The sequence below is a fragment of the Rhizobium sp. 18055 genome (assembly GCF_902706285.1).
In the GTDB taxonomy this organism is placed as follows: Bacteria; Pseudomonadota; Alphaproteobacteria; order Rhizobiales; family Rhizobiaceae; genus Rhizobium.
Genome location: NZ_CACSKD010000011.1, coordinates 135,077 through 157,298, shown reverse-complemented (window position 1 = coordinate 157,298; position 22,222 = coordinate 135,077). Strand labels below are relative to the sequence as shown.

22 protein-coding genes are annotated in these 22,222 nt (G+C 63.3%); 10 read left to right on the top strand and 12 right to left on the bottom strand.

The window, feature by feature from the left end:
- Positions 1-111 precede the first annotated feature (111 nt).
- The 5 genes from GVL52_RS19240 (at position 112) to GVL52_RS19220 (ending at position 4,500) form a co-directional block, all read left to right on the top strand.
- Positions 112-882 carry an SDR family NAD(P)-dependent oxidoreductase gene (locus tag GVL52_RS19240; RefSeq protein WP_160010074.1) on the top strand — a complete coding sequence of 257 codons (771 nt, stop codon included), beginning with the start codon at positions 112-114 and terminating at the stop codon, positions 880-882.
- Complete coding sequence (locus GVL52_RS19235; protein WP_160010072.1) at positions 882-1,799, top strand: 2-dehydro-3-deoxygalactonokinase; 918 nt, start codon at positions 882-884, stop codon at positions 1,797-1,799. The genes GVL52_RS19240 and GVL52_RS19235 overlap by 1 nt, the downstream gene beginning before the upstream one ends.
- A 13-nt stretch (positions 1,800-1,812) precedes the next feature.
- On the top strand, positions 1,813-2,445 hold the full coding sequence (locus GVL52_RS19230; RefSeq protein ID WP_160010070.1) for a 2-dehydro-3-deoxy-6-phosphogalactonate aldolase: 633 nt from the start codon (positions 1,813-1,815) through the stop codon (positions 2,443-2,445).
- Positions 2,446-2,450: 5 nt separating this feature from the next.
- Positions 2,451-3,338, top strand: coding sequence for an SMP-30/gluconolactonase/LRE family protein (locus GVL52_RS19225; protein WP_160010068.1), 888 nt, complete (start codon positions 2,451-2,453; stop codon positions 3,336-3,338).
- Positions 3,339-3,897: 559 nt separating this feature from the next.
- Positions 3,898-4,500, top strand: coding sequence for a PRC-barrel domain-containing protein (locus tag GVL52_RS19220; RefSeq protein WP_160010066.1), 603 nt, complete (start codon positions 3,898-3,900; stop codon positions 4,498-4,500).
- A gap of 89 nt (positions 4,501-4,589) precedes the next feature.
- Here GVL52_RS19220 and GVL52_RS19215 read toward each other — a convergent pair whose 3' ends face one another.
- Positions 4,590-5,948: a bifunctional diguanylate cyclase/phosphodiesterase gene (locus GVL52_RS19215; RefSeq protein ID WP_160010064.1), complete on the bottom strand. Its 1,359-nt coding sequence runs from the start codon at positions 5,946-5,948 to the stop codon at positions 4,590-4,592.
- A gap of 145 nt (positions 5,949-6,093) precedes the next feature.
- Positions 6,094-7,812 (bottom strand): response regulator, encoded by a 1,719-nt coding sequence (locus GVL52_RS19210; protein ID WP_160010062.1) that lies wholly within the window; start codon positions 7,810-7,812, stop codon positions 6,094-6,096.
- Positions 7,813-7,991: 179 nt separating this feature from the next.
- Here GVL52_RS19210 and mutL point away from each other — a divergent pair, with 179 nt between their 5' ends.
- From mutL to GVL52_RS19195, 3 genes are all read left to right on the top strand, one after another.
- Positions 7,992-9,836 (top strand): DNA mismatch repair endonuclease MutL, encoded by a 1,845-nt coding sequence (gene mutL, locus GVL52_RS19205; protein WP_160010060.1) that lies wholly within the window; start codon positions 7,992-7,994, stop codon positions 9,834-9,836.
- Positions 9,837-9,904: 68 nt separating this feature from the next.
- Positions 9,905-10,135 (top strand): DUF2093 domain-containing protein, encoded by a 231-nt coding sequence (locus GVL52_RS19200; protein WP_160010058.1) that lies wholly within the window; start codon positions 9,905-9,907, stop codon positions 10,133-10,135.
- 103 nt (positions 10,136-10,238) lie between these two features.
- Positions 10,239-10,439, top strand: coding sequence for a hypothetical protein (locus GVL52_RS19195; protein WP_160010056.1), 201 nt, complete (start codon positions 10,239-10,241; stop codon positions 10,437-10,439).
- Between the two features lie 97 nt (positions 10,440-10,536).
- On the opposite strand, the gene GVL52_RS19190 is transcribed toward GVL52_RS19195, so the two are convergent.
- A complete protein-coding gene (locus GVL52_RS19190) occupies positions 10,537-11,184 on the bottom strand; it encodes an HXXEE domain-containing protein (protein ID WP_160010054.1) in 648 nt (215 codons plus the stop codon).
- Positions 11,185-11,576: 392 nt separating this feature from the next.
- Between GVL52_RS19190 and GVL52_RS19185 the strand changes: the two genes are divergently transcribed.
- Positions 11,577-12,374 carry a phosphodiester glycosidase family protein gene (locus tag GVL52_RS19185; RefSeq protein ID WP_160010052.1) on the top strand — a complete coding sequence of 266 codons (798 nt, stop codon included), beginning with the start codon at positions 11,577-11,579 and terminating at the stop codon, positions 12,372-12,374.
- Between the two features lie 36 nt (positions 12,375-12,410).
- Here GVL52_RS19185 and GVL52_RS19180 read toward each other — a convergent pair whose 3' ends face one another.
- From GVL52_RS19180 to GVL52_RS19150, 7 genes are all read right to left on the bottom strand, one after another.
- The gene (locus GVL52_RS19180; RefSeq protein WP_160010050.1) at positions 12,411-12,752 is read right to left on the bottom strand and encodes a YciI family protein; all 342 of its coding nucleotides are present in this window, start codon (positions 12,750-12,752) and stop codon (positions 12,411-12,413) included.
- A 270-nt stretch (positions 12,753-13,022) separates the two neighbouring features.
- A complete protein-coding gene (gene lpxK, locus GVL52_RS19175) occupies positions 13,023-14,063 on the bottom strand; it encodes a tetraacyldisaccharide 4'-kinase (RefSeq protein WP_160010048.1) in 1,041 nt (346 codons plus the stop codon).
- Between the two features lie 106 nt (positions 14,064-14,169).
- Positions 14,170-14,883 (bottom strand): HAD family hydrolase, encoded by a 714-nt coding sequence (locus GVL52_RS19170; protein WP_160010046.1) that lies wholly within the window; start codon positions 14,881-14,883, stop codon positions 14,170-14,172.
- A 13-nt stretch (positions 14,884-14,896) separates the two neighbouring features.
- Complete coding sequence (waaA, locus tag GVL52_RS19165) at positions 14,897-16,216, bottom strand: lipid IV(A) 3-deoxy-D-manno-octulosonic acid transferase (RefSeq protein WP_160010044.1); 1,320 nt, start codon at positions 16,214-16,216, stop codon at positions 14,897-14,899.
- Positions 16,217-16,374: 158 nt separating this feature from the next.
- A complete protein-coding gene (locus GVL52_RS19160; RefSeq protein ID WP_160010042.1) occupies positions 16,375-16,620 on the bottom strand; it encodes a DUF4170 domain-containing protein in 246 nt (81 codons plus the stop codon).
- Between the two features lie 68 nt (positions 16,621-16,688).
- Complete coding sequence (locus GVL52_RS19155) at positions 16,689-17,489, bottom strand: 3'(2'),5'-bisphosphate nucleotidase CysQ (protein ID WP_160010040.1); 801 nt, start codon at positions 17,487-17,489, stop codon at positions 16,689-16,691.
- 34 nt (positions 17,490-17,523) lie between these two features.
- Entirely contained in the window at positions 17,524-18,870 is a 1,347-nt protein-coding gene (locus GVL52_RS19150) for a TldD/PmbA family protein (RefSeq protein WP_160010038.1), read from the bottom strand.
- A gap of 118 nt (positions 18,871-18,988) precedes the next feature.
- Here GVL52_RS19150 and GVL52_RS19145 point away from each other — a divergent pair, with 118 nt between their 5' ends.
- On the top strand, positions 18,989-20,797 hold the full coding sequence (locus GVL52_RS19145) for a monovalent cation:proton antiporter-2 (CPA2) family protein (protein WP_160010036.1): 1,809 nt from the start codon (positions 18,989-18,991) through the stop codon (positions 20,795-20,797).
- An 18-nt stretch (positions 20,798-20,815) separates the two neighbouring features.
- On the opposite strand, the gene GVL52_RS19140 is transcribed toward GVL52_RS19145, so the two are convergent.
- Positions 20,816-21,091, bottom strand: coding sequence for a DUF1778 domain-containing protein (locus tag GVL52_RS19140; RefSeq protein WP_160010034.1), 276 nt, complete (start codon positions 21,089-21,091; stop codon positions 20,816-20,818).
- A 220-nt stretch (positions 21,092-21,311) separates the two neighbouring features.
- Positions 21,312-22,211 carry a patatin-like phospholipase family protein gene (locus tag GVL52_RS19135; protein ID WP_160010032.1) on the bottom strand — a complete coding sequence of 300 codons (900 nt, stop codon included), beginning with the start codon at positions 22,209-22,211 and terminating at the stop codon, positions 21,312-21,314.
- Positions 22,212-22,222: the final 11 nt, after the last annotated feature.

The following is a 22,222-nucleotide window of genomic DNA, read 5'->3' as shown; positions in this document are numbered from 1 at the left end:
CCCAAACTGTTCATGCTGGGCTTGATCCCTTGACAGAGACCCCACGCTAATCCGATAATTCCACATAGTCAAATTGAGTTCTGAATAATGGAACTATCGGGGAGGATAGTGGTGGCGGAGCTTGGAGCGCAATATCCCGAATTCAGGGATCGCAGCGTGCTGGTGACCGGCGGCGGCTCGGGCATCGGTGCTGCGATCGTCGAAGGGTTTGCCCGGCAGGGTGCGAAGGTGTCGTTCATCGACATCGCCGAGGCGGAGAGCCATGCGCTGGTCGACAGGATCTCGCGCGACAGCCTGCATCCGGTGCGTTTCCATCATGCCGATCTGCGCGACGTCGCGGCAATCCGCCGGACTGTGGAGGCGATCGTCGCCCATTCCGGCCCGATCGGCGTGCTCGTCAACAATGCGGCGCGCGACGACCGGCATGATCTCGACGACGTGACGCCGGATTACTGGGACAACAACCAGGCGACCAACCTGCGCCATGTGTTCTTCACCTCGCAGGCGGTGGCGCCGTCGATGCGGGCGGCGGGTGGCGGGGCGATCATCAACATGTCGTCGATCGCCTTCATGCTCAACATGCCTGATTTTCCCGCCTATTCGACGGCGAAGGCCGGGGTGATCGGGCTGACCAAGAGCCTGGCGGGCAAGCTCGGCGCCGACAACATCCGCGTCAACTGCATCCTGCCGGGGATGATCGCCACCGACCGGCAGATGAAACTGTGGCTGACCGAAGAGGGCATTGCCAGCACGGTCGCGCGGCAGTGCATCAAAAAGCTGTTGCATGCCGACGTCATTGTCGGCCCCTGCCTGTTTCTAGCATCCGACGGCGCGTCCGCAGTGACGGCGCAGTCGCTTATTGTCGATGGAGGCATTTTCTGATGACGACACCCCGTTATATCGCGGTCGACTGGGGCACCAGCAGCTTCCGGCTGTGGATGATCGGCAGCGATGGCAGCGTGCTCGGCGAAAGCCGCAGCGACGAAGGCATGACGACGGCAGCAAAGATCGGCTTTGCCGAGGTGCTGGCCAAGCACTTGGCAGAGGTCGGCGCGCCTGAGGCGACGCCGGTCATCGTCTGCGGTATGGCGGGCGCCAAGCAGGGCTGGGTGGAGGCGGGCTATATCGACGTGCCCACCTCGCTGTCGGCGATCCTCACCGGCGCCGTCTCGGTGCCCGGGCAGAGCCGCGACGTGCGCATCCTGCCGGGCCTTGCGCAGCGCAGCCAGGCAATGCCGGACGTGATGCGCGGCGAGGAAACCCAGCTGCTCGGCGCGCTCGGGGCCGGCAGTGCCGGATCGCAGGCGGTGTGCATGCCGGGAACGCATTCGAAGTGGGTGCATGTGACCGACGGCAATGTCACCGGCTTTTCCAGCTTCATGACCGGCGAGTTGTTCGATGCGGTCAGCAAGCACACGATCCTTGCCCATGCTGTCGCCGGTGCAGACCAGCAGCCGGCCGATACGGCTGCATTTCAGGCGGCGGTCAAGGCGGCCTTCGAGCGCCCCGAGATGGCGACCAACCTGTTCTTCACCGCCCGCTCCGGCCAGCTATTACACGGGCTGACGGCGGCGGGTGCGCAGGCGAAGATCTCCGGCACGCTGATCGGCATGGAGATCGCAGGCGGGCTTTCGGAAGCCGGTCGCGAGGTCAATATCAGCCTTGTTGCCTCCGGCCGCCTGCAGGGTCTTTATGGAACAGCCTTCCAGACACTATCTTTATCCTACACCACCATTGATGCCGACATTGCCGTGCGCCGCGGCCTTGCCGCCGCCGCCCAGGCCATCTGGCCGAACTGAGAGAGCAAAGACCATGAACCGTATCCCCTTCCCTGCCATGAAGCGTCCGCTGATCGCCATCCTGCGCGGTATCCGCCCTGAGGAAACCGAAGGCGTCGTCGCCGCGCTGATCGAAAACGGCCTGACGGCGATCGAGATCCCGCTGAACTCGCCGGATGCCTTCAAGTCGATCGAGATGGCCGCCAAGATGGCGCCCGCCGATTGCCTGATCGGCGCCGGCACGGTGCTGACCCCGGAAGCCGTCGACAGCCTGCACGATGCCGGCGGCAAGCTGCTGGTGACGCCGAACGTCGATCCCGAGGTGATCATCCGCGCCCGCGACTACGGCATGGTGACGATGCCCGGCGTGTTTACCCCGACCGAAGCGCTGGCTGCGGCGCGCGCCGGATCGACCGGCCTGAAGTTCTTCCCGGCCAGCGTGCTCGGCCCGTCCGGCATCAACGCCATCCGCGCCATCCTGCCGCCGGAGCTGACGATTGCAGCCGTCGGCGGCGTGTCGGACAAGAATTTTGCCGAATACACCGATGCCGGCATTCTGGCCTTTGGCCTAGGCACCAGCATCTACAAGCCGGGAATGACGGTTGCAGAGGTTGCCGAGCGCGCCAAGACGACCATTTACGCATACGACACAGCCGTAGGAGCTTGAGGCGTATGACTGAGATCCATGAGTTCGAAGGCCGGACCCTTTCCAGCACCAACTCGGTGCTGGGCGAAGGCCCGACCTACGATCCCGATACCAACACCATCTGGTGGTTCAACATTCTCGGCAAGGAATTGCACGAGCTGAACCTTTCCACCGATGAGAAAAAGCTTCACGCGCTGCCGATGATGGCAAGCGTGCTGGCCCGCATCGATGCGGAGCGACAGCTGCTGGCGACCGAGCAGGGTCTGTTCGTGCGCGACATCAAGAGCGGCGGCCTGACATTCTATGCGGCACTGGAAAACGACAGGCCGGAGAACCGCTCGAACGACGGGCGCATGCATCCGTCGGGCAGCCTGTGGATCAGCACGATGAGCAAGCGGGCAGAAACCCATGCCGGATCGATCTATCATGTCGCCCGCGGCAAGGTGACGAAGATCTTCAGCGGCCTGACCATTCCGAATTCGATCTGCTTTTCGCCGGACGGATCGACCGGCTATTTCACCGATACGCGGCTGAGCCGGCTGATGCGGGTGATGGTCGATCCGGCCACCGGCCTGCCATCCGGCGAACCGATCGTGCTGGTCGACAGCATGGAGGAAGAAGGCGGCATCGACGGCTCGGTGGTGGACGCCGACGGCTATATCTGGAACTCGCGCTGGGGTGCCGGCTCGGTCGATCGCTACAGCCCCGACGGCCTGCGCATCGCCCGCTACAAGGTTCCCGCCGCCCAGCCGTCCTGCCCCGCCTTCATCGGCCCCGACGCCGATCGGCTGGCGGTGACCACCGCCTGGGAAGGTCTCGACGACGCAGCCCGCGCCACGCAACCGGATGCCGGCGCGCTGCTGGAACTCGGCGTCAGCGTCCGCGGTGTGTTCGACGCGGCTTATATCATGTGAGGCTTCGGCTTTCGGTGTGTTGAAGGGGCGTTCCGGTGGGGCGCCCTTTTTGCGTCGTGCGGAGCGGCTTTTCTCCTCTGTATTCTATGGCGCTGCCTATTTCATCTGGCGCAAACTCCACCCCCGACCCTCATCCCGGCCTTGTGCCGGGATTCAGCCGACGCGCGTCGGCGCGGCGCGAAGGGTCTCTTGCGGTCACGAACGTGACCGCGCTGGATCCCCACCACAAGGGTGAGGATGAGGGGCGTTTGGGGTGGCCGATGTCTGATTTATCGACGCTCGAGTTCCCGGCAACATCATCATCGCATTTGCAAAACACTTCTAGAATGGCGGCGACCGCGTCCGCTTTCTGCTGCGCCGCCAGCACCCCAACCCGCGCTTTCCCGCAACCTCACCACGCAAAAAGTTCCATAAATTTGTGCAGTTTTTCCGGGTGTTTTTCTCGGAACCAATCGCCAAGCTGTTCATTAACCTACCGAACCAGCCGGACAGAGACGCCTCTCGAAGAAGGGAAATGTCGGGCTAGAGATCATCCAAGGATACTGAAAGTAGGTACGATATGACACGCAAACTCCTCACCACCGTTGCCGCTGGCGCCCTGTTTGCCACGGCCTTCGCACCAGCCGCTTTCTCGCAGACCGCCACCCAGCCGGCCTCGCCAAGTGCACCGGCAATGTCGGCACCGGCCGATCCGGCAGCACCGAAGCCCGATGCCATGGCGCCCGCAGGTGATGCCGCACAGGCACCTGCGGCTGCCGTGACCACCGACACGGCACAGGCTGGCGGCACCTATCTGACCGAGCAGGCAGCCGACCAGGTCAGCGCCAACACCTATCTCGGCCAGCCTGTCTATAACGGCCAGAACGAAAGCATCGGTGACGTCAACGACCTGATCATGAAGAAGGATGGCGGCCTTGTCGCAGCCGTGATCGGCGTCGGCGGCTTCCTCGGGATCGGCGAAAAGAACGTCGCCGTGCCGATGGACAAGGTGACCGTTTCCCAGAACACCCAGGACGGCACCGTCAAGCTGACCACGTCCGAGACAGCCGAAACGCTGAAGGCAGCGCCTGAATTCAAGACGCTGAAGATGCAGTCGGCCGAAAAGGCCCCGGCACCAGCCGCGCCCGACGCGACCTCGACCGGGTCGACAACAGCCAAGTAACACTGCATCGTTAGTCGCAGTGCATGCGTAACCGATGGCGTCCGAAAGGGCGCCATCGGCGTTTGTGCTGTGTGAGGGAATAGGCGCCGTTAGGCTGGAATGCGCTCGCTGGTGTCGAACTCGTTTTCGTGGAGGAACCTGAGCGTGGCGATGCTGTCGGCCGGTTTGCCGAAGTAGTAGCCCTGGCCCATGCCGCAGCCGAGCATGCGCAGCTTGGCGGCTTCCGAATAATCCTCGATGCCTTCGGCGACGACTTCGAGGTCGAGGCCTTCGCACATGGTCAGGATCGCCTTGATGATGTGTTCGGAGGCGCGGTCGGAGTTGATCCGGGAGACGAAGGCGCGGTCGATCTTGATCTTGTCGAACATGAAATCGCGCAGCCGCCCGAGGCTGGACTGGCCGGTGCCGAAATCGTCGAGCGAGATGCGAACACCTGCCTGGCGCAGATCGGCGATGATGCGGTTGGCGGTATCGGCCGAGCCCATCACGGCGGTTTCGGTGATTTCGAGCTCGAGCCGATGCGGATCGAAGCCGACGCGGCCGAGGATCGACAGCACGTTGGCGCTGGTGCCGGGGTCCATCAGCTGGGCCGACGAAAGATTGAACGACAGGAACAGTTCGCGCGGCCAGGAAAGGGCCGCTTCGGCCGCCTTGCGCAACAGTGCTTCCGACAGCGCATCGATGAAGCCGCGCTCTTCGGCAAGCGGCACGAAGACGCCGGGCGAAACGAAGCCGAGATCCGGATCGTTCCAGCGGGCGAGCGCCTCGAAGCCGAGCACCTGGCTGGTGGCCAGCGAGACGATCGGCTGGAAATGCACGTCGATGGCATCGGAGATGATGGCGTTTCGGAGCGCCTGTTCGAGCTGCGTGGCGCGCTTCATCTCCTGGGCGATTTCGCGGGAATAGACGGTGATCTGGCTGCGGCCGCGGCGCTTGGAGCGGTAGAGCGCGGTTTCGGCACTCTTCAGCAGCTCGTCATATTCCTCGCCGGCGAAGGGATAGATGGCAAAGCCGAAGGAGGCCGAAAGGCGGACGTTGCGGTCCCCGAGATCATAAGGGGCCGACAGCACCTCGCGGATCATCTGCCCGAACTTTTCCGCACTGGCGCGCTCGAACACCAGCGGCAGCACGAAGGCAAACTCGTCGCCATCGTGGCGGGTGACGACGGCGCCATCCGGAATGCAAGCCTTCAGGCGGTGAGCCACCTGGCAGAGGATTTCGTCGCCGGCGGCCGAGCCAAACAGGTCGTTGATCGGCTTGAAAGAGTCCAGATTGGCGATGCCGATGGTGAAGGGGGCCGGGTCATCGGCACGTTCTGCCGCGATCTGGGCAATGCGGTCGCGCATCCGATAGCGGTTTCCGAGCCCGGTCAGCGGGTCGGTATAGGCCATCGTTTGAAGCTCGTTCTGGCTTACCGGCGCCAAAGGCATATCCGCGAACATCATCATTCAATCCAGAGCTTCCCCAATGGCCTGAACAATGGCTGGCAAGTCTTAAAAAATCGATATCCCGCAACCCCTAGATGATATCGGGTTGGCTCCCAAGAATTGGGGAGTTGACCAAGCTCTGCGCTCTCGGCTTTCGGTTGTGGGCTTAGCGCCGGGCCTGCAGGGCGTCCGGCTGGATGTATTTCTGGAAGACCGTTTCCAGAATATCCGGGCTGACCGGCTTCATGATGACGTCGTCCATGCCGGCCTTGGCGCATTCGGCGCGGTCGCGCTCGAAGGCCTGGGTGAGCACGCCGATGATCGGCGTCCTCGGGCCATCGCCTTCCACCTGGCGGATCAGGCGGGCGGCCTCGAAGCCGTTGAAACCCGGCAATGAGATATCCATCAGCACGATCTTCGGCCGGTATTCCGTCCACATGCGCACCGCCTCGTCGCCGGTGGCGGCGATCCGGTAGCGATAGCCGAGGCCTTCGAGGATCTGGGAGAAAACGATCTGGTTGATGTCGTTGTCCTCGGCGACCAGCACGTCGAGCTCGACATTGTCTTCCGCGGTGGTGATCTCCCAATCGCCTTCGATCCGGTCTGCCATGTTGCCACGGTTGTTGCGGTTGAAATGGCGGGCGATCTGGAAGGTCAGCTCGGTGGATATCTGGAAGCCATCCATGACCAGCGAGGAGATGCCATACTGCTCCGACAGTTCCAGGCAGCGCATGCCCATCTGGTTGTCGATGATGACGAGATCGAGCGAGATGCCAGCGGAGGTGGCAATTTCCAGGAACTGCTCCTGCTCGTCCTCGTTGCGGACCGAGCAGGCCTCGAAGCCGTATTTGGCAAGGGTGCGCAGGGCGGCCGTTTCGGCGGCAATGTCGCCGGTGACGACGAGAATGCGGCGGCCGGAGAAATTCTCGGGCACGATTGCTTCCATGGCGGCCGGCTCGCGCCGCTCGTTGTTGCCGTTCATCGGCACATAGGCGCGGCGATAGGTGCTCTTGCTCGAGGTGGTGACGCTCGATGCCTTTTCGAACTCGTCGATATCCCCGCCTTCGCGCGGCAGGTCCTGCATGGTCGAGACGAGGAAGTAACGCCCCGGCTTGCCGATCCGGTGCTTGCGGGACATGATCTCGCGCTCGGAGCCGTCGCGGGCAATCTGGCGCTGGCGGACCACCGACATCTCGCCGGTTTCCAGAACGTGACGATCGCTCTCTTCGAAGCGGGCGGCGACCTCGGGCGAAAACAGCTCGGCGCTCTTGCGGCCCAGCACCTCGTCCGCCGTGGTCTGGTACTGCTCGCAGAAGGCGATGTTGACGGCGACGTAGGTGAGATTGCGGTCCTTGACGAACAGCGGAAAGGGAAGATTATCGAGAATGTCCTCGGTCAGCTGGACGCGCTCGAGATCCAGCCGCCACTGATCCTCGCGCTTCTTGACCTCGGAGATATCGGAGATGACGCAGACGCCATAGCCGCTGGCCAGGCGCCGCTTCTGGAAGTTGACCCAGCAATCATTGCCATAGCGCTCGACAGCCTCGTAGCGCTCGCGCCAATGGGTGGCGATCTTCTGCGACAGCCAGTCTTCGCGGCTGAGCGCGCCCTGCTTGCCCGCCGAGCGGCTGCGGATGCCGGTTTCGTAGACGGCGCCGAGGAAATCGCGAAGCCTTGTGCCAGGCTTCAGCAGATCCACACCGACCGGGAAAAAATTGAGCACCTGCCGGCTGCAGAAGACGATGTGATCGGTCTTGTCGTAGACGATGAAGGCGGAGGAGAGGCTATCGCAAACCGCGTCGAACAGCGCCGTCTCGAGACCGGCTGCAGTCGATCCTGTGCCATCCTCCGGGGCTGTGTCCGCTTGATCGCAACCGGCACTCATTCTTACGCGTCCTACTATCTGTCCGATTATTGCATTCTTGGCGGGTATTCTCCGCAAAATGCCAGTTTTGTCTTAAGGCGTGCTTAAGATTAAGCAGCGGAATTCTCCGGGCTGGACAAGCGCTGCCGCCGACGCTTTCGCCCTTCCCTAGCGGCTGCGAATCCGCGAAAATGGTGGACATGTCCATCAAGCAGCTTTCAGAAACGCTCATCAACCAGATCGCCGCCGGCGAGGTCATCGAACGACCGGCCAGCGCTGCCAAGGAACTGATCGAAAACGCCCTCGACGCCGGTGCAACGCGGATCGAGATCGCCACATCGGGCGGCGGCAAGAGCCTGCTCAGGGTCTCCGACAACGGCTCGGGGATGGACGAGCGGGATCTGGAACTGGCGGTGCGCCGGCACTGCACCTCGAAGATCTCGACGACGCTCGACGATATCCAGACGCTCGGCTTTCGCGGCGAGGCGCTGCCATCGATCGGCTCGGTGGCCCGCTTGAGCATTTCCAGCCGCCGAAGGGACAGCGATGGCGGCGCCGAAATTGCGGTGGCGGGCGGCAAGCTGCAGCATCTGAGGCCGGCGGCGCTCAATCCGGGCACCATTGTCGAGGTGCGCGACCTGTTCTTCGCGACGCCGGCGCGTCTGAAATTCCTGAAGACCGAGAAGGCGGAAGCGGCGGCGATCACCGAGATTGTCAAGCGGATGGCCATCGCCTTTCCGCAGGTGCGCTTCGTGCTGTCGGGCACCGACCGGACGACGCTGGAGTTTCCGGCGACCGGCGAGGATCATCTGGCGCGGATGGCGCAGATCCTCGGCAAGGATTTCCGCGACAACGCGATCGAGATCGATGCGGCGCGCGAGGATGTGTCGCTGACCGGCTTTGCCGGCGTGCCGACCTTCAACCGCGGCAACGCGCAGCATCAATATGCCTTCGTCAACGGACGGCCGGTGCAGGACAAGCTGGTGCTGTCGGCGATCCGCGGCGCCTATGCCGAGACCATTCCATCCGGGCGCTATGCGGTGGCGGTGCTCTCCATCCGGCTCGATCCGGCGCTCGTCGATGTCAACGTGCACCCGGCGAAATCCGACGTGCGCTTTCGCGATCCGCAACTGGTGCGCGGGCTGATCGTCGGCGCCATTCGCGAGGCGCTGGCGCGCGACGGCAGCCGGGCTGCGACCACGGGAGCGGACGGCATGCTGCGCTCGTTCCGGCCGGGGTTCCAGCCGAACGGCTATGCCTATCGGCCGCAGCAGCCACAACAGCAGCCGTGGACGGCCGAGACATCGCCGTCCCGACCTTACGTTGCTCCCGGCAATGGCGGCTTTGGCGAGCGGCCGCAGGCGTCGTTCGACGGGCTGGCGATGCCGACGGCGCGTGCCGAGACGCCGCAACCGTCTGCATGGACGGCCCCTTCGCCCGCTACCGAGGCCGAAGCGCCGGCGCGGTTTCCGCTGGGGGCGGCGCGCGCGCAGATCCACCAGAACTACATCGTGGCGCAGACCGAGGACGGGCTTGTGATCGTCGACCAGCATGCGGCGCATGAGCGGCTGGTGTTCGAGGCGATGCGCAAGGCGCTGCATTCGAAACGGTTGGCCTCGCAGGTGCTGCTGATCCCCGAGATCATCGACCTGCCGGAAGAAGATTGCGACCGGCTGATGCAGTTTTCGTCGGAGCTTGGCGAACTGGGGCTGGCGATCGAGCGGTTCGGCCCGGGCGCAATTGCGGTGCGCGAAACGCCGGCGATGCTCGGCGAGGTCGATGCATCGGGGCTGATCCGGCAGCTGGCCGACGAGATCGCCGAATGGGATACGGCGTCCGGCCTCTCGGCCAAGCTCGAATATGTCGCCGCCACCATGGCGTGTCACGGATCGGTGCGCTCCGGCCGGCGGCTGCGGCCGGAGGAGATGAACGCGCTGCTCCGGCAGATGGAGGTGACGCCGGGCTCCGGCCAGTGCAATCACGGCCGGCCGACCTATATCGAACTCAAGCTTTCCGATATCGAGCGGCTGTTCGGCCGCAGCTGAAAATGCTGGCAATGGCGGCGGCGGCAGGTTATGGCAGGGACATGACAGCCGGTTGAGGAATGGAGCGTATGAACTTGTTTGAAGGAAACGGAAACCGCGAAGCGCAGATACGCTATCTCGATGCGGATTTTCAGATCCTGTCGCCGGGTTCCTATGTCACCTGCGTCATCACAGGCAAGCAGATCCCGCTCGACGAGCTGCGCTACTGGAGCGTTGCCCGCCAGGAGCCCTATGCCGACGCCATCTCCTCATTCGAAGCCGACAAGCGTGCCGGCGTATTGCCCAACCAGAAGCGGTAGTTTCGGCTGAGATTGCCGATCGGGACGGCGAGACCCGCCGATCGGTGAAACGGCGCAAAACGGCTGGACGCATCAGCCATGGAGAAACACGATTATCAAGATCATGGTATTGCTGCACAGCGCCGTCGGCGCCGATTGGCAGTCTCCCCCGAAGGGCACGAGCCTGAGGACATTGAACGAAGCCGAAGAGCAGGGCTTCATCCTGATCCGCGGGGAATTCCAGAAACGACAATTCTGCTTGACGGAGCGCGGCGCCGAACATGTCGCCCGCGACAGGCGAAGGCTGGCCGCGCGCAAGCTTTGATGCCGGTGCGCTGAGCGCGATTGCGTGTTTCAGTGGGTGACGCTGGGGAGTGGTTCGTGCAGGCTCGCTCCAGCAGCGATGGCGCCAAGCGCGGACTTCAGCGACCTTTCATTCGGTCGATAACATCAAAGCGGCGCATCTCTTCTTCCGCAAAAGGATATGGAGAATTTCGGTCTGCCATCCACGAATATGTCGCCTTCGCTACACCAAAAAACATGAACGCGATCATATACACGATTGCGATGGCCCAATCCCAACGCGAGACCAGGTCATTGGCATGGACGTAATAGATATAGAAGCCGCCGATGGGAAAATGCAGAAGAAGTACCGCCGCCAGACCGGGATTATAGAAACTTCCCAGTTTGCGAGGCGTCTGAATGCCATGGACGATGAACTGTCCAAAGCCGGACAACACCGGCGCGAGACCGAGCCAGATCACGTTCGGCAAGAAGACGGGAAGTAGATAGAAGCCATAGGCCGCAAGGAGGTTGGTGACCATCGCTGCATTCTGGTTCAAGGGATACCGTGTCGGTTCATCGCTCCGTTGGAGGACGATATTCATGATCGCAGGTTCTCCACCGGGCCAACCATATTCTTCGAACTGATGGAGCAGCAGGGCTACGAAGTTCATCGCCAGAAGTTTTTGCGTCCATGGAATGTGGTGCCAACTCAATGCCAGCCAAACAATCGTCAAGGCTGCGGGAATAAGGCCTAAACTATACCAGTGCCTACGCAAAAACCTCATTGCGACCCCTTTTGAAAATCGTCCGGGTGAAGAGCGATATCTTATAGGGGTTGTGTTCGCCGACAAGCCTTGCGGCAGAGCATTTGGCCGCTTTGTGCGGGGGCTCGCTGGGCGAATGCCCTGCCAACCGCTGCCCTCATAAGGTCGATCGCTGACCATAATGTGACAATGGTTTCCACCCGGTTTCGCGCTGAATTCGCAACGCTTGCAACGCCGCCCATGGGTGATTTCGGCTCCTACCGGAGCCATGCCCTCGCTGGTGCGCAGTTGATGCGTTGCGCGGCCGGAATGCACCGGCAGCGTCCCCCGGTATCTGACGTCTCTTGCGATCGTCCTGTCGAATGGTCCATGCTGAGCGGCAATGCGACCGGGAACACAGGGGATTCGAACCATTGAGCTTTCTTCGATATGGCGTATTGGCGGCGGCCGCCATCGCGCTTTCGGCCGCCATTCTGCTTCCCGTAACGGAGGGCGCCGCGCAGCCGGCTGCTGGCGAAGCGTGCGCGCAGGAAAGTTTCGAAAACGCGGACTACGTGGTCTGCACCCTGGAGCCCGGAAAGGCCGATCTCAGGCTGTTCTGGAAAGGGGCCGACGGGGCGCCGTATCGGTATTTCTCAAGCATTGCGGCGGCCGTTCAGGGCGAGGGAAAAACACTTTCCTTCGCCGTCAATGCCGGCATGTATCTCACCGACTTTTCACCGATCGGCCTCTATGTCGAGAATGGCCGGGAGATGCGGCCTGCCAGTTTGGCAAAGCCGCCGGCTGCCAGCGGTCCGGTGCCGAATTTCTACAAGACGCCGAACGGGGTGTTCTTTCTCGATGAGACAGGCGCCGGAATATTGCCGACGGATGTGTATTTGCAGCGGCGACCGCAGGTGCGGCTGGCGACGCAGTCGGGCCCGATGCTTGTCATCAAGAACAAGATCAACCCGATCTTCATCGTCGGCTCGACAGACCGGACCCGCCGCAGCGGCGTCGGTGTCTGCGGCGATGGCGTGGTGCGCTTCGCGATCAGCGAGGGCGTGGTGAATTTCAACGATTTCGCGCGGCTGTTTCGCGATCACCTGAGATGCGCCGATGCGCTGTTTCTCGATGGCGGCCGCGGGGTGGGAATCTACGATCCGGCGATGGGCCGCAACGATCTCTCGTGGCACGGCGGCTTCGGGCCGGTATTCGGCTTGGTCGAGTAACACCTGACCGCGTCGACAGTCGCGTCACCGGCCGCGTCAGTGGAACGGGCGGACCTCGACCGGTGCGCGGCAGGCAATCGCTGCCTTGCGGCCCCAGGCCAGCGCCGCGTCGAGATCGGCGGCTTCCAGCACCCAGAAGCCACCCACATGCTCATTGGTCTTCAGGTACGGCCCGTCGGTGACGACCACCGCACCATCGGGCTGCGCCCGCAGCGACCTGGCATCTCGTGCCGGGCGCAGACCGCCAACGAAAATCCTGATCCCGGCCGCGACCATCTCGTCGTCGAGCACATCGATATCGCGGTGCATCGCCTCGTCTTCCAACGCGGCCGGGTCGTAGTCGTCGGGGTGGTGAATGGCGACGAGGTACTGGGTCATGACGTCTCCTCCAGGAATGTTCGGCCGGCCGTTTTGCCTGCCTTCATCATCTAGACGAACGGCGGGAGCGAAATCCGACATGTCGCACGGGTGGTGGTTTGCGGGCTGTCGGAAGAGGCCATCCTATCCCGTGCTGGAAGGGCCGCAAACGGTGCGATGTTTCGATCGGCAAAATGCGGAGTAAGCCCGCTCATCATCCCCGGCGCCACGCGTTGCGTCTGACCTGCCGGCATCTTCTCCTCGTAGGGAAAAGGAACTTGTGGCAGCCAGCTAAGCCGTCGTCTTCTCCCGCAATCGGCGCTCGCGGCAGACGGCGAGTGCGCGGTCGATGATCAGGCCGGGGGCGAGGTGGTCGGCGAAGGTCATTTCCACTTCGATGACCCGGCACTTTGCGGCCAGCGCCTCGGCCTTGCCCTGGTGGCCGGCGAGGCGGACGAAGTCCTTGGAGGTGGTGACGATCTGCAGGTCGTCGCGGGCGGCAGTTTCGAGGATGTCGTCGATCTCGTCGTCGGTCAGGTGCTCGTGATCGCCGAACGAACGACGCGCGACGATCTCGGCGCCGATGCCATCGACGGTGCGGAAGAATTTCGACGGGTCAGCAATGCCGGCGAAGGCCAGCACCCTGCAGCCCTTGAGATCGGCGCCGTCAGCGACGGTCACGGATGAGGTGAAATAGGGTTTTGCGGCGCGGGCGGCGATGCGGACGATCTGGTCGGCGGCGGTGCCGGCACCGACCTTGAGCAAGGCGGTGGCATAGCGGAGCTGAAGGCGGATGGGGGCGCGGACCGGGCCGCCGGGGACGATGTGTCCGTTGCCGAGGCCGCGGGTGGCGTCGATCACCAGGAGCGCATAATCGATGGCGAGACGGGCGCTCTGGAAGCCGTCATCCATGATGATCAGGTCGGCGCCTTCCTGGACGAGGCGCCTGGCACCTTCGACGCGGCGGCGGGAGATGACGGTCAGCGCCTCGCGGGCGAGCAACAGTGGCTCGTCTCCAACGGCGACTGCCCGGTGGTGGGCGAGATCGACGACGGTGGTCACATCGAGCGAGCCGCCATAGCCGCGGCTGAGGAAGCCGGGCGTCAGGCCTTTGGCCTTGGCGGCGCGGGCGATGGTGATGGCGGTGGGTGTCTTGCCGGCACCGCCGACGGTGAAATTGCCGACGCAGATGACCGGAACCGGCACGGAGGCGCGCTTGGCGTGGGCCATGCGGTAGCCGGATATCCGTCCGTAGAGAAACGAGATGGGGGAGAGCGTCCAGGCGCGCCAATCGGCTTTCGTCCACCAGAAAGGTGGCGCTTCGGATACCATGTTGACTGCCCTGCCCTTTTGACCGCCTGTGCTGCGCCTGCGACTGTCATCCCCGTCAGGGCGAAAAGAGAAGGCAATTTTCAAGAAAAAGCAAGCCTTTGGTCGATCAGGCGAACTGCAGATCGGGCAGCAGCCCTTCCAGCTCGGTGATATCGTTGAGGCAATGGTCGGAGGCGGCGGCAAGACTTTCGCGCGAGCCGGTGCCGGTCAGCACGGCGATGGTGACGCCTGCATTGGCGTTGCGGCCCATGTGCAGGTCGTGATTGTTGTCTCCGACGACGGCGACTTCCGACGGGTCGAGGCCGGTGGCGGCGCAGAAGCCGAGCACCATGCCGGCCTCCGGCTTGACGCCGAAGCCGCTGTCGTAGCCGGCGACGTAATCGACATACTCGGCAAAGCCGAAGCGCTTGGCGGTAAAGCGGATCGAGCGCTCGTTATCGCTGGAGGCAACGCCGAGCTTGAAGCCACGGGCATGCAGGCGCGCGAAGAAGCCGGCGAGATCGGTGACCGGCACGGAGAATTCGGCGGCGTTGGCGAAGAGCTCGTCGAGCCTGTGGGTGAGCTCATCGGCAGACAGAGGCGAGCCGGCGGCGACGAGGCCATCTGATATCTGGCGGGTGTTGCCGGCGGCGAGCAGGCTGTCGGGGACGATATGGCCGGTGAGCGGGTCCATGCCGCAGGCCAGCAGCAGGCGGCCGGCCAATGCTGCGTCGCCTTCAGCGGCGATGCGTGCCAACTCGCGGTTCACCGGCAGCCAGCTCTCGTCGTAATCGAGGAGCGTGCCGTCCTTGTCGAACAGGATGCCTTTGATGGTCTGCATTGAAGCCCTGCCCTCAGCGTTGCGCCGCCGTCTTCGGCAGCAGTCTGGCCTTGACCGTCAGCGGGTTGATGTAGGGTTCCAGCCCCTTCACCGTCGCTGTCAGCGCACCACGCATTTCTTGCACGGCGGTGGCGCCGGCCTCGATCATATTGCGGCGTGCCGGGTCGTTGGTCAGCAAATAATGCACGCCCTTGGCCAGCATCTCGGTATCGCGCACCATGCGGGCGCTGCCGCGGCGGGCGAGCTTCTGATAGGCCTCGCGGAAATTCTGGACATTGCTGCCGGACAGCACCGCGCAGCCGAGCATGGCCGGTTCCAGCGGGTTCTGTCCGCCTTCGCCAAACAGCGAGCGGCCAACGAAGGCCACTTCGGTCATGCGGAGATAAAGGCCCATTTCGCCGATCGTATCGCCGAGGAAGACATCGACATCGGGCGTCAGCACATCGTCGCGGGTGCGGCGCGCGACCTTGAGGCCCTGCTTGACGAGCTCGGCCTCGATGGCATCGGCGCGCTCTGGATGGCGGGGCACGATGATGGTCAGCTGGCCGTTACGCTCCTTCAAGGTGCGATGGACGATGCCGGCTGCCTTCTCCTCGCCCTCGAAGGTGGAGATCGCCGCCCAGGTCTTGCGGTCGCCGAGCTGCTGCTTGTAGCGGGCGAAGATGGCCGGGTCGTAGGCCGGCGCGTCGGTATCGACCTTGAGATTGCCGGACATCAGCACCTGGCGGGCGCCGAGATCGCGGAAGCGCTCGGCATCGACATCCGACTGGGCAATCACAAGCGCCAGGTTCTCGAACAGTGCTTCGGCCAGAGACTGCCGGCGCGTCCAGCGTTCGAAGGAGCGGTCGGACATGCGGGCATTGACGAGGATTTGCGGAATGCGGCGGCGGCCGAGTTCCAGCACGGTTGCCGGCCAGATCTCGGATTCGGCGATCAGCGCGCAATCGGGCTGCCAGTAGTCGAGGAAACGGCTGACGGCGGGCTTCAGGTCGAGCGGCACGTATTGGTGGATGACTTCGGTGCCGACACGGTCTGCGGCGAGCTTGGCCGAGGTGACGGTGCCCGTTGTCAGGATCACATGAATATCGCGGCGACGGATTTCGCGGATCAGCGGGATGACGGCGTTCATTTCGCCGACGCTTGCGGCATGGAACCAGACAAGAGGACCAGCCGGACGATCGGCACTCGCATAGCCGGAGCGCTCCAGCCGGCGGGTCCTGTCTTCCTTGCCCTTGGCGGCACGATAGGTCAGATAGCCGCCGACGAAGGGGGTGATCAACGTCCCTGCCGCCTGATAGACGCCCAGCGCAAGACGCGCCATGCGACCACTCATCTAACACTTCTCCGATCGACGATGATCGACATCAACCCATTCCCAAATATCGTTGCGGCCGAAATGACCGATCAGTTTGTTCAGAATGCGTCAACAACCGCCCCTGTGCCTGCAAAAGACAGGCGGCTGGCTAATACAGGCCGTGACCGGCAAAAATATTATTTTCCGGACTTGTCTTCCGGATCAAGCAAACGGTGCATATGGACAATGAAATAACGCATATGGGCATTGTCGACAGTCGACTGCGCCTTGGACTTCCAGGCCGTCAGGGCAGTGGCGTAATCGGGGAAGATGCCGACCACATCCAGATCCTTGAGATCGCGGAACTGAACGTCTGCAAGACTTTCCAGTTCGCCGCCGAACACGAGGTGCAACAGTTGTTTCTTATCACCGGAATTCGTCATCTCAGTCTCTTCCTTTGTCTGCCCCTCCGCCGCTTCATCTGAGGGATTTTGACGGAAACGTCAACTGCTCAGCGCGTCGCGATAGGGGATAGCAATTCATTCAACAATGGTTGCGAACCGGCGCAAAGCTCACCGTGGCGGACATCCGCCCGGTTATAGGTCAACGCCGTGCCGTCGAGGTTGACCAGGCGCCCGCCGGCTCGCTCCAGAATGAGGTCGGCGGCAGCCAGATCCCAGTCGTGCGAGTTGCGCTTGACGAAGGTGCCGTCGATGCTGCCATCGGCCACCATGGCAATGCGATAGGCGAGCGAGGGCACGTGCCTGATGCGCTCGATCCGGTTTTTCACGGCGGGCGGAAAGGCGTGCAGCACGTCTTCGGCGATGGCAAAGCGCATCGGCGTTTGCGGGTCTGGTTCTGAGACGCGGATCGGCACGCCGTTCTTCAACGCGATGCCGGTCTCGGTCGCTTGGTAGAATTCATCGAGCGCCGGGGCGAATAGTACGCCGGCCACCGGCCGCCCCTTGTGGACCACCGCGACGCTGACGCACCAGAGCTTCTGGCCGCCGAGGAAGCCGCGGGTGCCGTCGATCGGGTCAATGATGAACTGGGTTTCGCGCGACAGGCGATCGGCGCTGTCTTCGGTTTCTTCGGACAGCCAGCCGTAATCCGGCCGGGCCCTGCGCAGCAGTGTCTCAAGGATCTCGTTGGCGGCAAAATCGGCGGCGCTGACGGGGGATTTGCCCTCGTTCTTCCACCAGACCTCGGGCGACTGGTTGAAAAAGGAGAGAGCGACGGCGCCTGCCTGCCTTGCGGCGTCGGCGATCAACTCCAGATCGCTCTGCCAGCGGGCATCCTCGACGTCGCTCATACCATGTTCCAATCTGTCAGCGGCTTCCGATCCATCAGAGGCCGGCGAGCGTCATTCCCTCGATCGCGATGGTCGGCGCGGCGACGCCGTATTTGCGGTCGATGTCGTTGGCCGGCGTCACCCGCATGAACATCTCCTTGAGGTTCGATGCAATGGTCACTTCCGAGACGGCGAAGGTGAGTTCGCCGTTCTCGATCCAGAAACCGGTGGCGCCGCGGCTGTATTCGCCGGTGATCATGTTGACGCCCTGGCCGATCAGCTCGGTCACGTAGAAACCGTTGCCGACGCCGCGGATCAGATCCTGCGGCGAGATATCGCCGGGCTCCAGCGCCAGGTTGGTCGAACCCGGCGTCACCGAATTGCCACCGCGCACGCCGCGGCCGTTGGTGTCCATGCCGAGCTCGCGCGCTGTCGAGGTCGAGAGGAACCAGTGCTTCAGCACGCCGTCCTCGATCATCACCATCCGCTCGCCCGACACACCTTCGCCATCGAAGGGGCGCGAGGCCGGGCCGCGGACGATCATCGGATCGTCGGTGATCGACAGGCCTGATTTCAGCACCTGCTGGCCCATCTTGTCGCGCAGGAAGCTGCTCTTGCGGGCAACAGAGGCACCGTTGATGGCGCCGGCAATATGGCCGACGAAGCCGCGGGAGACGCGCGGATCAAAGACGACGGTGACGTTCTTGCCGGTTTCGACCTGGCGTGGCTTCAGGCGCCTGACGGCGCGCTCGCCGGCACGGCGGCCGATCTCTGCGGCGTCGTCGAGATCGGCGAAATAGATGCGGCTGTCGAAATCATAGTCGCGCTCCATGCCGGTGCCTTCGCCGGCGATGACGCTGACGGAGCGGCCGAAGCGGGAGCCCATGTAGCTGCCCTCGAAGCCGTTCGAGGTGACCAGCACCATGCCACCCATGCCAGCCGACGCACCGGCGCCGGATGAGTTGGCGACGCCCGGAACGGCAAGGCCGGCGGCTTCGGCAGCCAAGGCTGCATCGCGCAGCTGCTCGGAGGAGACTTCGGTGGTGTCGAGAAGCTGCAGGTCGGGATAGGATTTCGCCAGCTTGTCGGCATCCGCCAGGCACACGAATGGATCTTCCGGCGAGACCTTGGCCATGGCGACGGCGCGCTCGGCAAGGGTCGACAGGTCGAAGCCCGGATTGGCGGAGACGCTGGCGACACGTTTGCCGACAAAGACGCGCAGCGAGAAATCATCGCTCTCGGAGGATTCGGTTTCCTCCACCTTGCCGAGCCGGACGCTGACGGACTGCGAGCGGGAGCGAACCACCACCGCATCTGCGGCATCGGCTCCAGCTTTCCTGGCAAGGTCGATCAACTGGCTGGCACGGGAGAGAAGCGTCGAGGAATCAAATTCAGAGGACATGGTTTGGCCTTTCCTTCGCGTTCCATTTATTGTGCGCTACGGAAAGCATCAAGGCCGAAGATGCCGATTCTTTTCTGCGCTGCTTGCGCGACCGTCTCCATTGAAAGAAGCTTAGCGCATGTCCGAGCCGAATGCCCTCTTCACCGAAACGATCCTGCTGCTCGGCGGCACCGTCGTCTCGGCCCCGATTTTCAAGCGACTGGGCCTCGGCACCGTGCTCGGCTACCTCGCCGCCGGTGTGGTGATCGGCCCGATCTTCCACGGGCTGACGGATGGCGAGCAGATCCTCAACGTCGCCGAACTCGGCGTCGTCTTCCTGCTTTTCATCATCGGGCTGGAGCTGAAGCCGAGCCGCCTGTGGCAGATGCGGCGGGATATTTTCGGGCTCGGCACGGCGCAGGTATTGCTGACCGGGGTGGTGCTGACCCTCCTCACCCAGCTTTCAGGCGTTCTCGACTGGCGCGGCAGCGTCATTGCCGGCTTCGGGCTGGCGCTATCGTCCACCGCATTCGCGATGCAGATCCTCGACGATGACGGCGACGTCAACACCCGCTACGGCCAACGCTCGTTCTCGATGCTTTTGTTCCAGGACCTGGCGATCGTGCCGCTGCTGGCGCTGATCAATGTGCTCGACACCGGCAAGGGCCACGGCACGCCGATGCTCGATTTCGGCATTGCGATCGGCGCTGTCGGCGCGATGATCGTCATGGGGCGCTACCTGCTGACGCCGCTGTTCCAGATCATCGCCCGCACCGGCGCCCGCGAGGCGATGATTGCGGCGGCGCTGTTCGTCGTCATGGGATCGGCGACGCTGATGCAGATGGCGGGGCTGTCGATGGCGATGGGGGCGTTTTTATCCGGCGTGATGCTGGCCGAATCCTCCTACCGCCATGAGCTGGAGGCCGATATCGAGCCGTTCCGCGGGGTGCTGCTCGCCATCTTCTTCATCGCCGTCGGCCTGTCGCTGCAGTTGAACGTGGTGTGGGACAATGTGCTGTTCGTCATCGTTGCCGTGCCTGTCGTCATGGCGGCGAAGGCAATGATCATCTACGGGCTGTGCCGGATCACCGGTTCCGAGCACAATGACGCGATCCGCATCGCCTTCCTGCTGCCGCAAGGTGGGGAATTCGGCTTCGTGCTGTTTTCGGCGGCGGGGGCCGCGGGGCTGATGCCCTCGAGCACCGCCTCACTGCTGATCGCCATCGTGACGCTCTCGATGGCGCTGACACCGATCGGCGCCAAGCTGTCGAAGAGGCTGCTGAAAGGCGAGACGCAGGAAACGCTGGATGAGGATTTCGAAGGGGCCGGCGCCGATGTGCTGATGGTCGGCTTTTCGCGTTTCGGACAGATCGCAGCGCAGATCCTGCTCGCCGGTGGCCGCGCCGTGACCGTCATCGACGTCTCCGCCGACCGTATCCGCCAGGCGTCGTCCTTCGGCTTCCGGATCTATTTCGGCGACGGCACCCGCAAGGATGTGCTGAGGGCCGCCGGCATCGACCACGCGAAGATCGTCGTCGTCTGCACGCAGAAGCGCGAGGTGACCGACAAGATCGTCGAGCTGGTGCAGGCCGATTATCCCGAAGCCAAGATTTTCGTGCGCTCCTACGACCGCATCCACTCGATCGCGCTGCGCAACCTGAACGTCGATTACGAGCTGCGCGAAACGCTGGAATCCGGCCTGCTGTTCGGCCGCCGGACGCTTGAGGCACTCGGCGTCAGCGAAGCCAGCGCCTACGAGATCGGCGAGGACATCAGGCGCCGCGACGAGCAACGGCTGGTGCTGCAGGTCTCCGAAGGCCTGCAGGCCGGCCGCGACATGCTGTTCTCGCAACCGGTCAAGCCGGAGCCGCTGGTGAAGCCGAAGCGGACGATGGATTTTGAAACCGACCCGCTGGCGGGAACGGCGGATGCGGTGGTGGACGGCTAGCGGGGTTGGGCGTCACGCTTAGGCCTGCCACGGCTTGGTGACGTTCATCAAACGCTGGAAGCCCTCGTTGCCGAGTGAGTTGTCAAGAATATCGGTGAGGCAGTTGCAACTCTCGGCTTCGACCGAGACGAGCGCCTGATCGGGAAGCGCGTCTTCAGCGGCTCGGCGCGCCGCATCGATCATGAAATCGGACCGCGTCTTTCGCTGCACTTTGGCAGCGCGGTCGATCAGCGACCACACATCATCGCGCACTTTCAAATGGATGATCCGTGTCTGTGTATCGGTGTCGATCATGACAGCTCCGCGCTCACGCCGGAGATTACCACAGACAGACAAATGCCGTCTCCTGAGACTGCTGATGAAGCCCCGGAACGGCTTTCACGTCATGCTTTTACTTGTCCGAAACACCTGCAACCGATTGATTTTATTGATGTCAGTAGATCTTCGGCACAAGGCCGAGCATGACGGCGCGTGAGAATCGAGCCTTGTGATCAATAGCGAGCGTATCTACTTGTTACGCCCGCGCGTGCGCCTCGATGGCGTGATCCAGCGCGTACTTCAGCTCGTCCTTGACGCCGATCGACATGGCCAGCACTTCGCGGGCCTTGAGGAAATCCATGACGCCGGTGCGGCCGACGGCGGGGCGCAGGAAGATGTGGGGGGGCTGGATGCGCAGCTTCAGCGTGATCGCCGTCTGCATCATCAGCTGGCCGGAGCCGAAGATGCTTTCCATGCGGTTGGGAATATGGGTGCCGTCGCCCTCGGGCGCGCCGACGACATCGATGCCGATGACGATGTCGGCGCGGTCCATCAGGCATTCGTAGGGCACGGGATTGCTGATGCCGCCGTCGATCATCACCCTTCCGTAGAGCCTGACCGGCATGAACACGGCGGGGATGGCGGAGGAGGCTGCGAGTGCCGGAAACAGCTGGCCTTCGCTGACCAGCACTTCGCTCTGGCCGTAATAATCGGTGGCGGTCACCGTCATCGGGATCGGCAGGTCCTCGAAGCGGTCCGGCAGGTCGGCGGGGAGGAAGGCCTTGAGGATGCGCTCCAGGTTGAACTGGCCGATGCGCACGCCGTTGGCCACCGCATCGCGCACCGTCTGCGGGCGCAGGCCCCAGAGGCGGCTGACGACGGCGGTCTTGTTGCCGACGGTCATCAGCGCATGTTCGCGGATCGCTTCGCCGGTCATGCCGGCCGCCATGCCGGCGCCCATGATGGCGCCGATCGAGGAGCCCGATATCGCCACCGGGCGGATGCCGAGTTCATCAAGCGTTTCGATGACGTGAATGTGCGAGAGGCCGCGGGCGCCGCCACCGCCGAAGGCGATGGCAATGCGCGGGGACGAACCTTGCGGGACGTCTTGGAGGGCAGGTAACGCGCTACTGGTCTTTTCGGCCTGCTGTGTCACCTACGCCCCCG

Bases quoted from the DNA above. Each gene is read 5' to 3' on its own strand.
- lpxK (WP_160010048.1), bottom strand. From the start codon at position 14,063: ATGGTATCCGAAGCGCCACCTTTCTGGTGGACGAAAGCCGATTGGCGC.
- mutL (WP_160010060.1), top strand. From the start codon at position 7,992: ATGTCCATCAAGCAGCTTTCAGAAACGCTCATCAACCAGATCGCCGCC.
- GVL52_RS19230 (WP_160010070.1), top strand. From the start codon at position 1,813: ATGAACCGTATCCCCTTCCCTGCCATGAAGCGTCCGCTGATCGCCATC.
- GVL52_RS19195 (WP_160010056.1), top strand. From the start codon at position 10,239: ATGGTATTGCTGCACAGCGCCGTCGGCGCCGATTGGCAGTCTCCCCCG.
- GVL52_RS19210 (WP_160010062.1), bottom strand. From the start codon at position 7,812: ATGAGTGCCGGTTGCGATCAAGCGGACACAGCCCCGGAGGATGGCACA.
- GVL52_RS19220 (WP_160010066.1), top strand. From the start codon at position 3,898: ATGACACGCAAACTCCTCACCACCGTTGCCGCTGGCGCCCTGTTTGCC.
- GVL52_RS19160 (WP_160010042.1), bottom strand. From the start codon at position 16,620: ATGACGAATTCCGGTGATAAGAAACAACTGTTGCACCTCGTGTTCGGC.
- GVL52_RS19140 (WP_160010034.1), bottom strand. From the start codon at position 21,091: ATGATCGACACCGATACACAGACACGGATCATCCATTTGAAAGTGCGC.
- GVL52_RS19200 (WP_160010058.1), top strand. From the start codon at position 9,905: ATGAACTTGTTTGAAGGAAACGGAAACCGCGAAGCGCAGATACGCTAT.
- GVL52_RS19180 (WP_160010050.1), bottom strand. From the start codon at position 12,752: ATGACCCAGTACCTCGTCGCCATTCACCACCCCGACGACTACGACCCG.
- GVL52_RS19155 (WP_160010040.1), bottom strand. From the start codon at position 17,489: ATGAGCGACGTCGAGGATGCCCGCTGGCAGAGCGATCTGGAGTTGATC.
- GVL52_RS19225 (WP_160010068.1), top strand. From the start codon at position 2,451: ATGACTGAGATCCATGAGTTCGAAGGCCGGACCCTTTCCAGCACCAAC.
- GVL52_RS19215 (WP_160010064.1), bottom strand. From the start codon at position 5,948: ATGATGATGTTCGCGGATATGCCTTTGGCGCCGGTAAGCCAGAACGAG.
- GVL52_RS19150 (WP_160010038.1), bottom strand. From the start codon at position 18,870: ATGTCCTCTGAATTTGATTCCTCGACGCTTCTCTCCCGTGCCAGCCAG.
- GVL52_RS19190 (WP_160010054.1), bottom strand. From the start codon at position 11,184: ATGAGGTTTTTGCGTAGGCACTGGTATAGTTTAGGCCTTATTCCCGCA.
- GVL52_RS19145 (WP_160010036.1), top strand. From the start codon at position 18,989: ATGTCCGAGCCGAATGCCCTCTTCACCGAAACGATCCTGCTGCTCGGC.
- waaA (WP_160010044.1), bottom strand. From the start codon at position 16,216: ATGAGTGGTCGCATGGCGCGTCTTGCGCTGGGCGTCTATCAGGCGGCA.
- GVL52_RS19235 (WP_160010072.1), top strand. From the start codon at position 882: ATGACGACACCCCGTTATATCGCGGTCGACTGGGGCACCAGCAGCTTC.
- GVL52_RS19170 (WP_160010046.1), bottom strand. From the start codon at position 14,883: ATGCAGACCATCAAAGGCATCCTGTTCGACAAGGACGGCACGCTCCTC.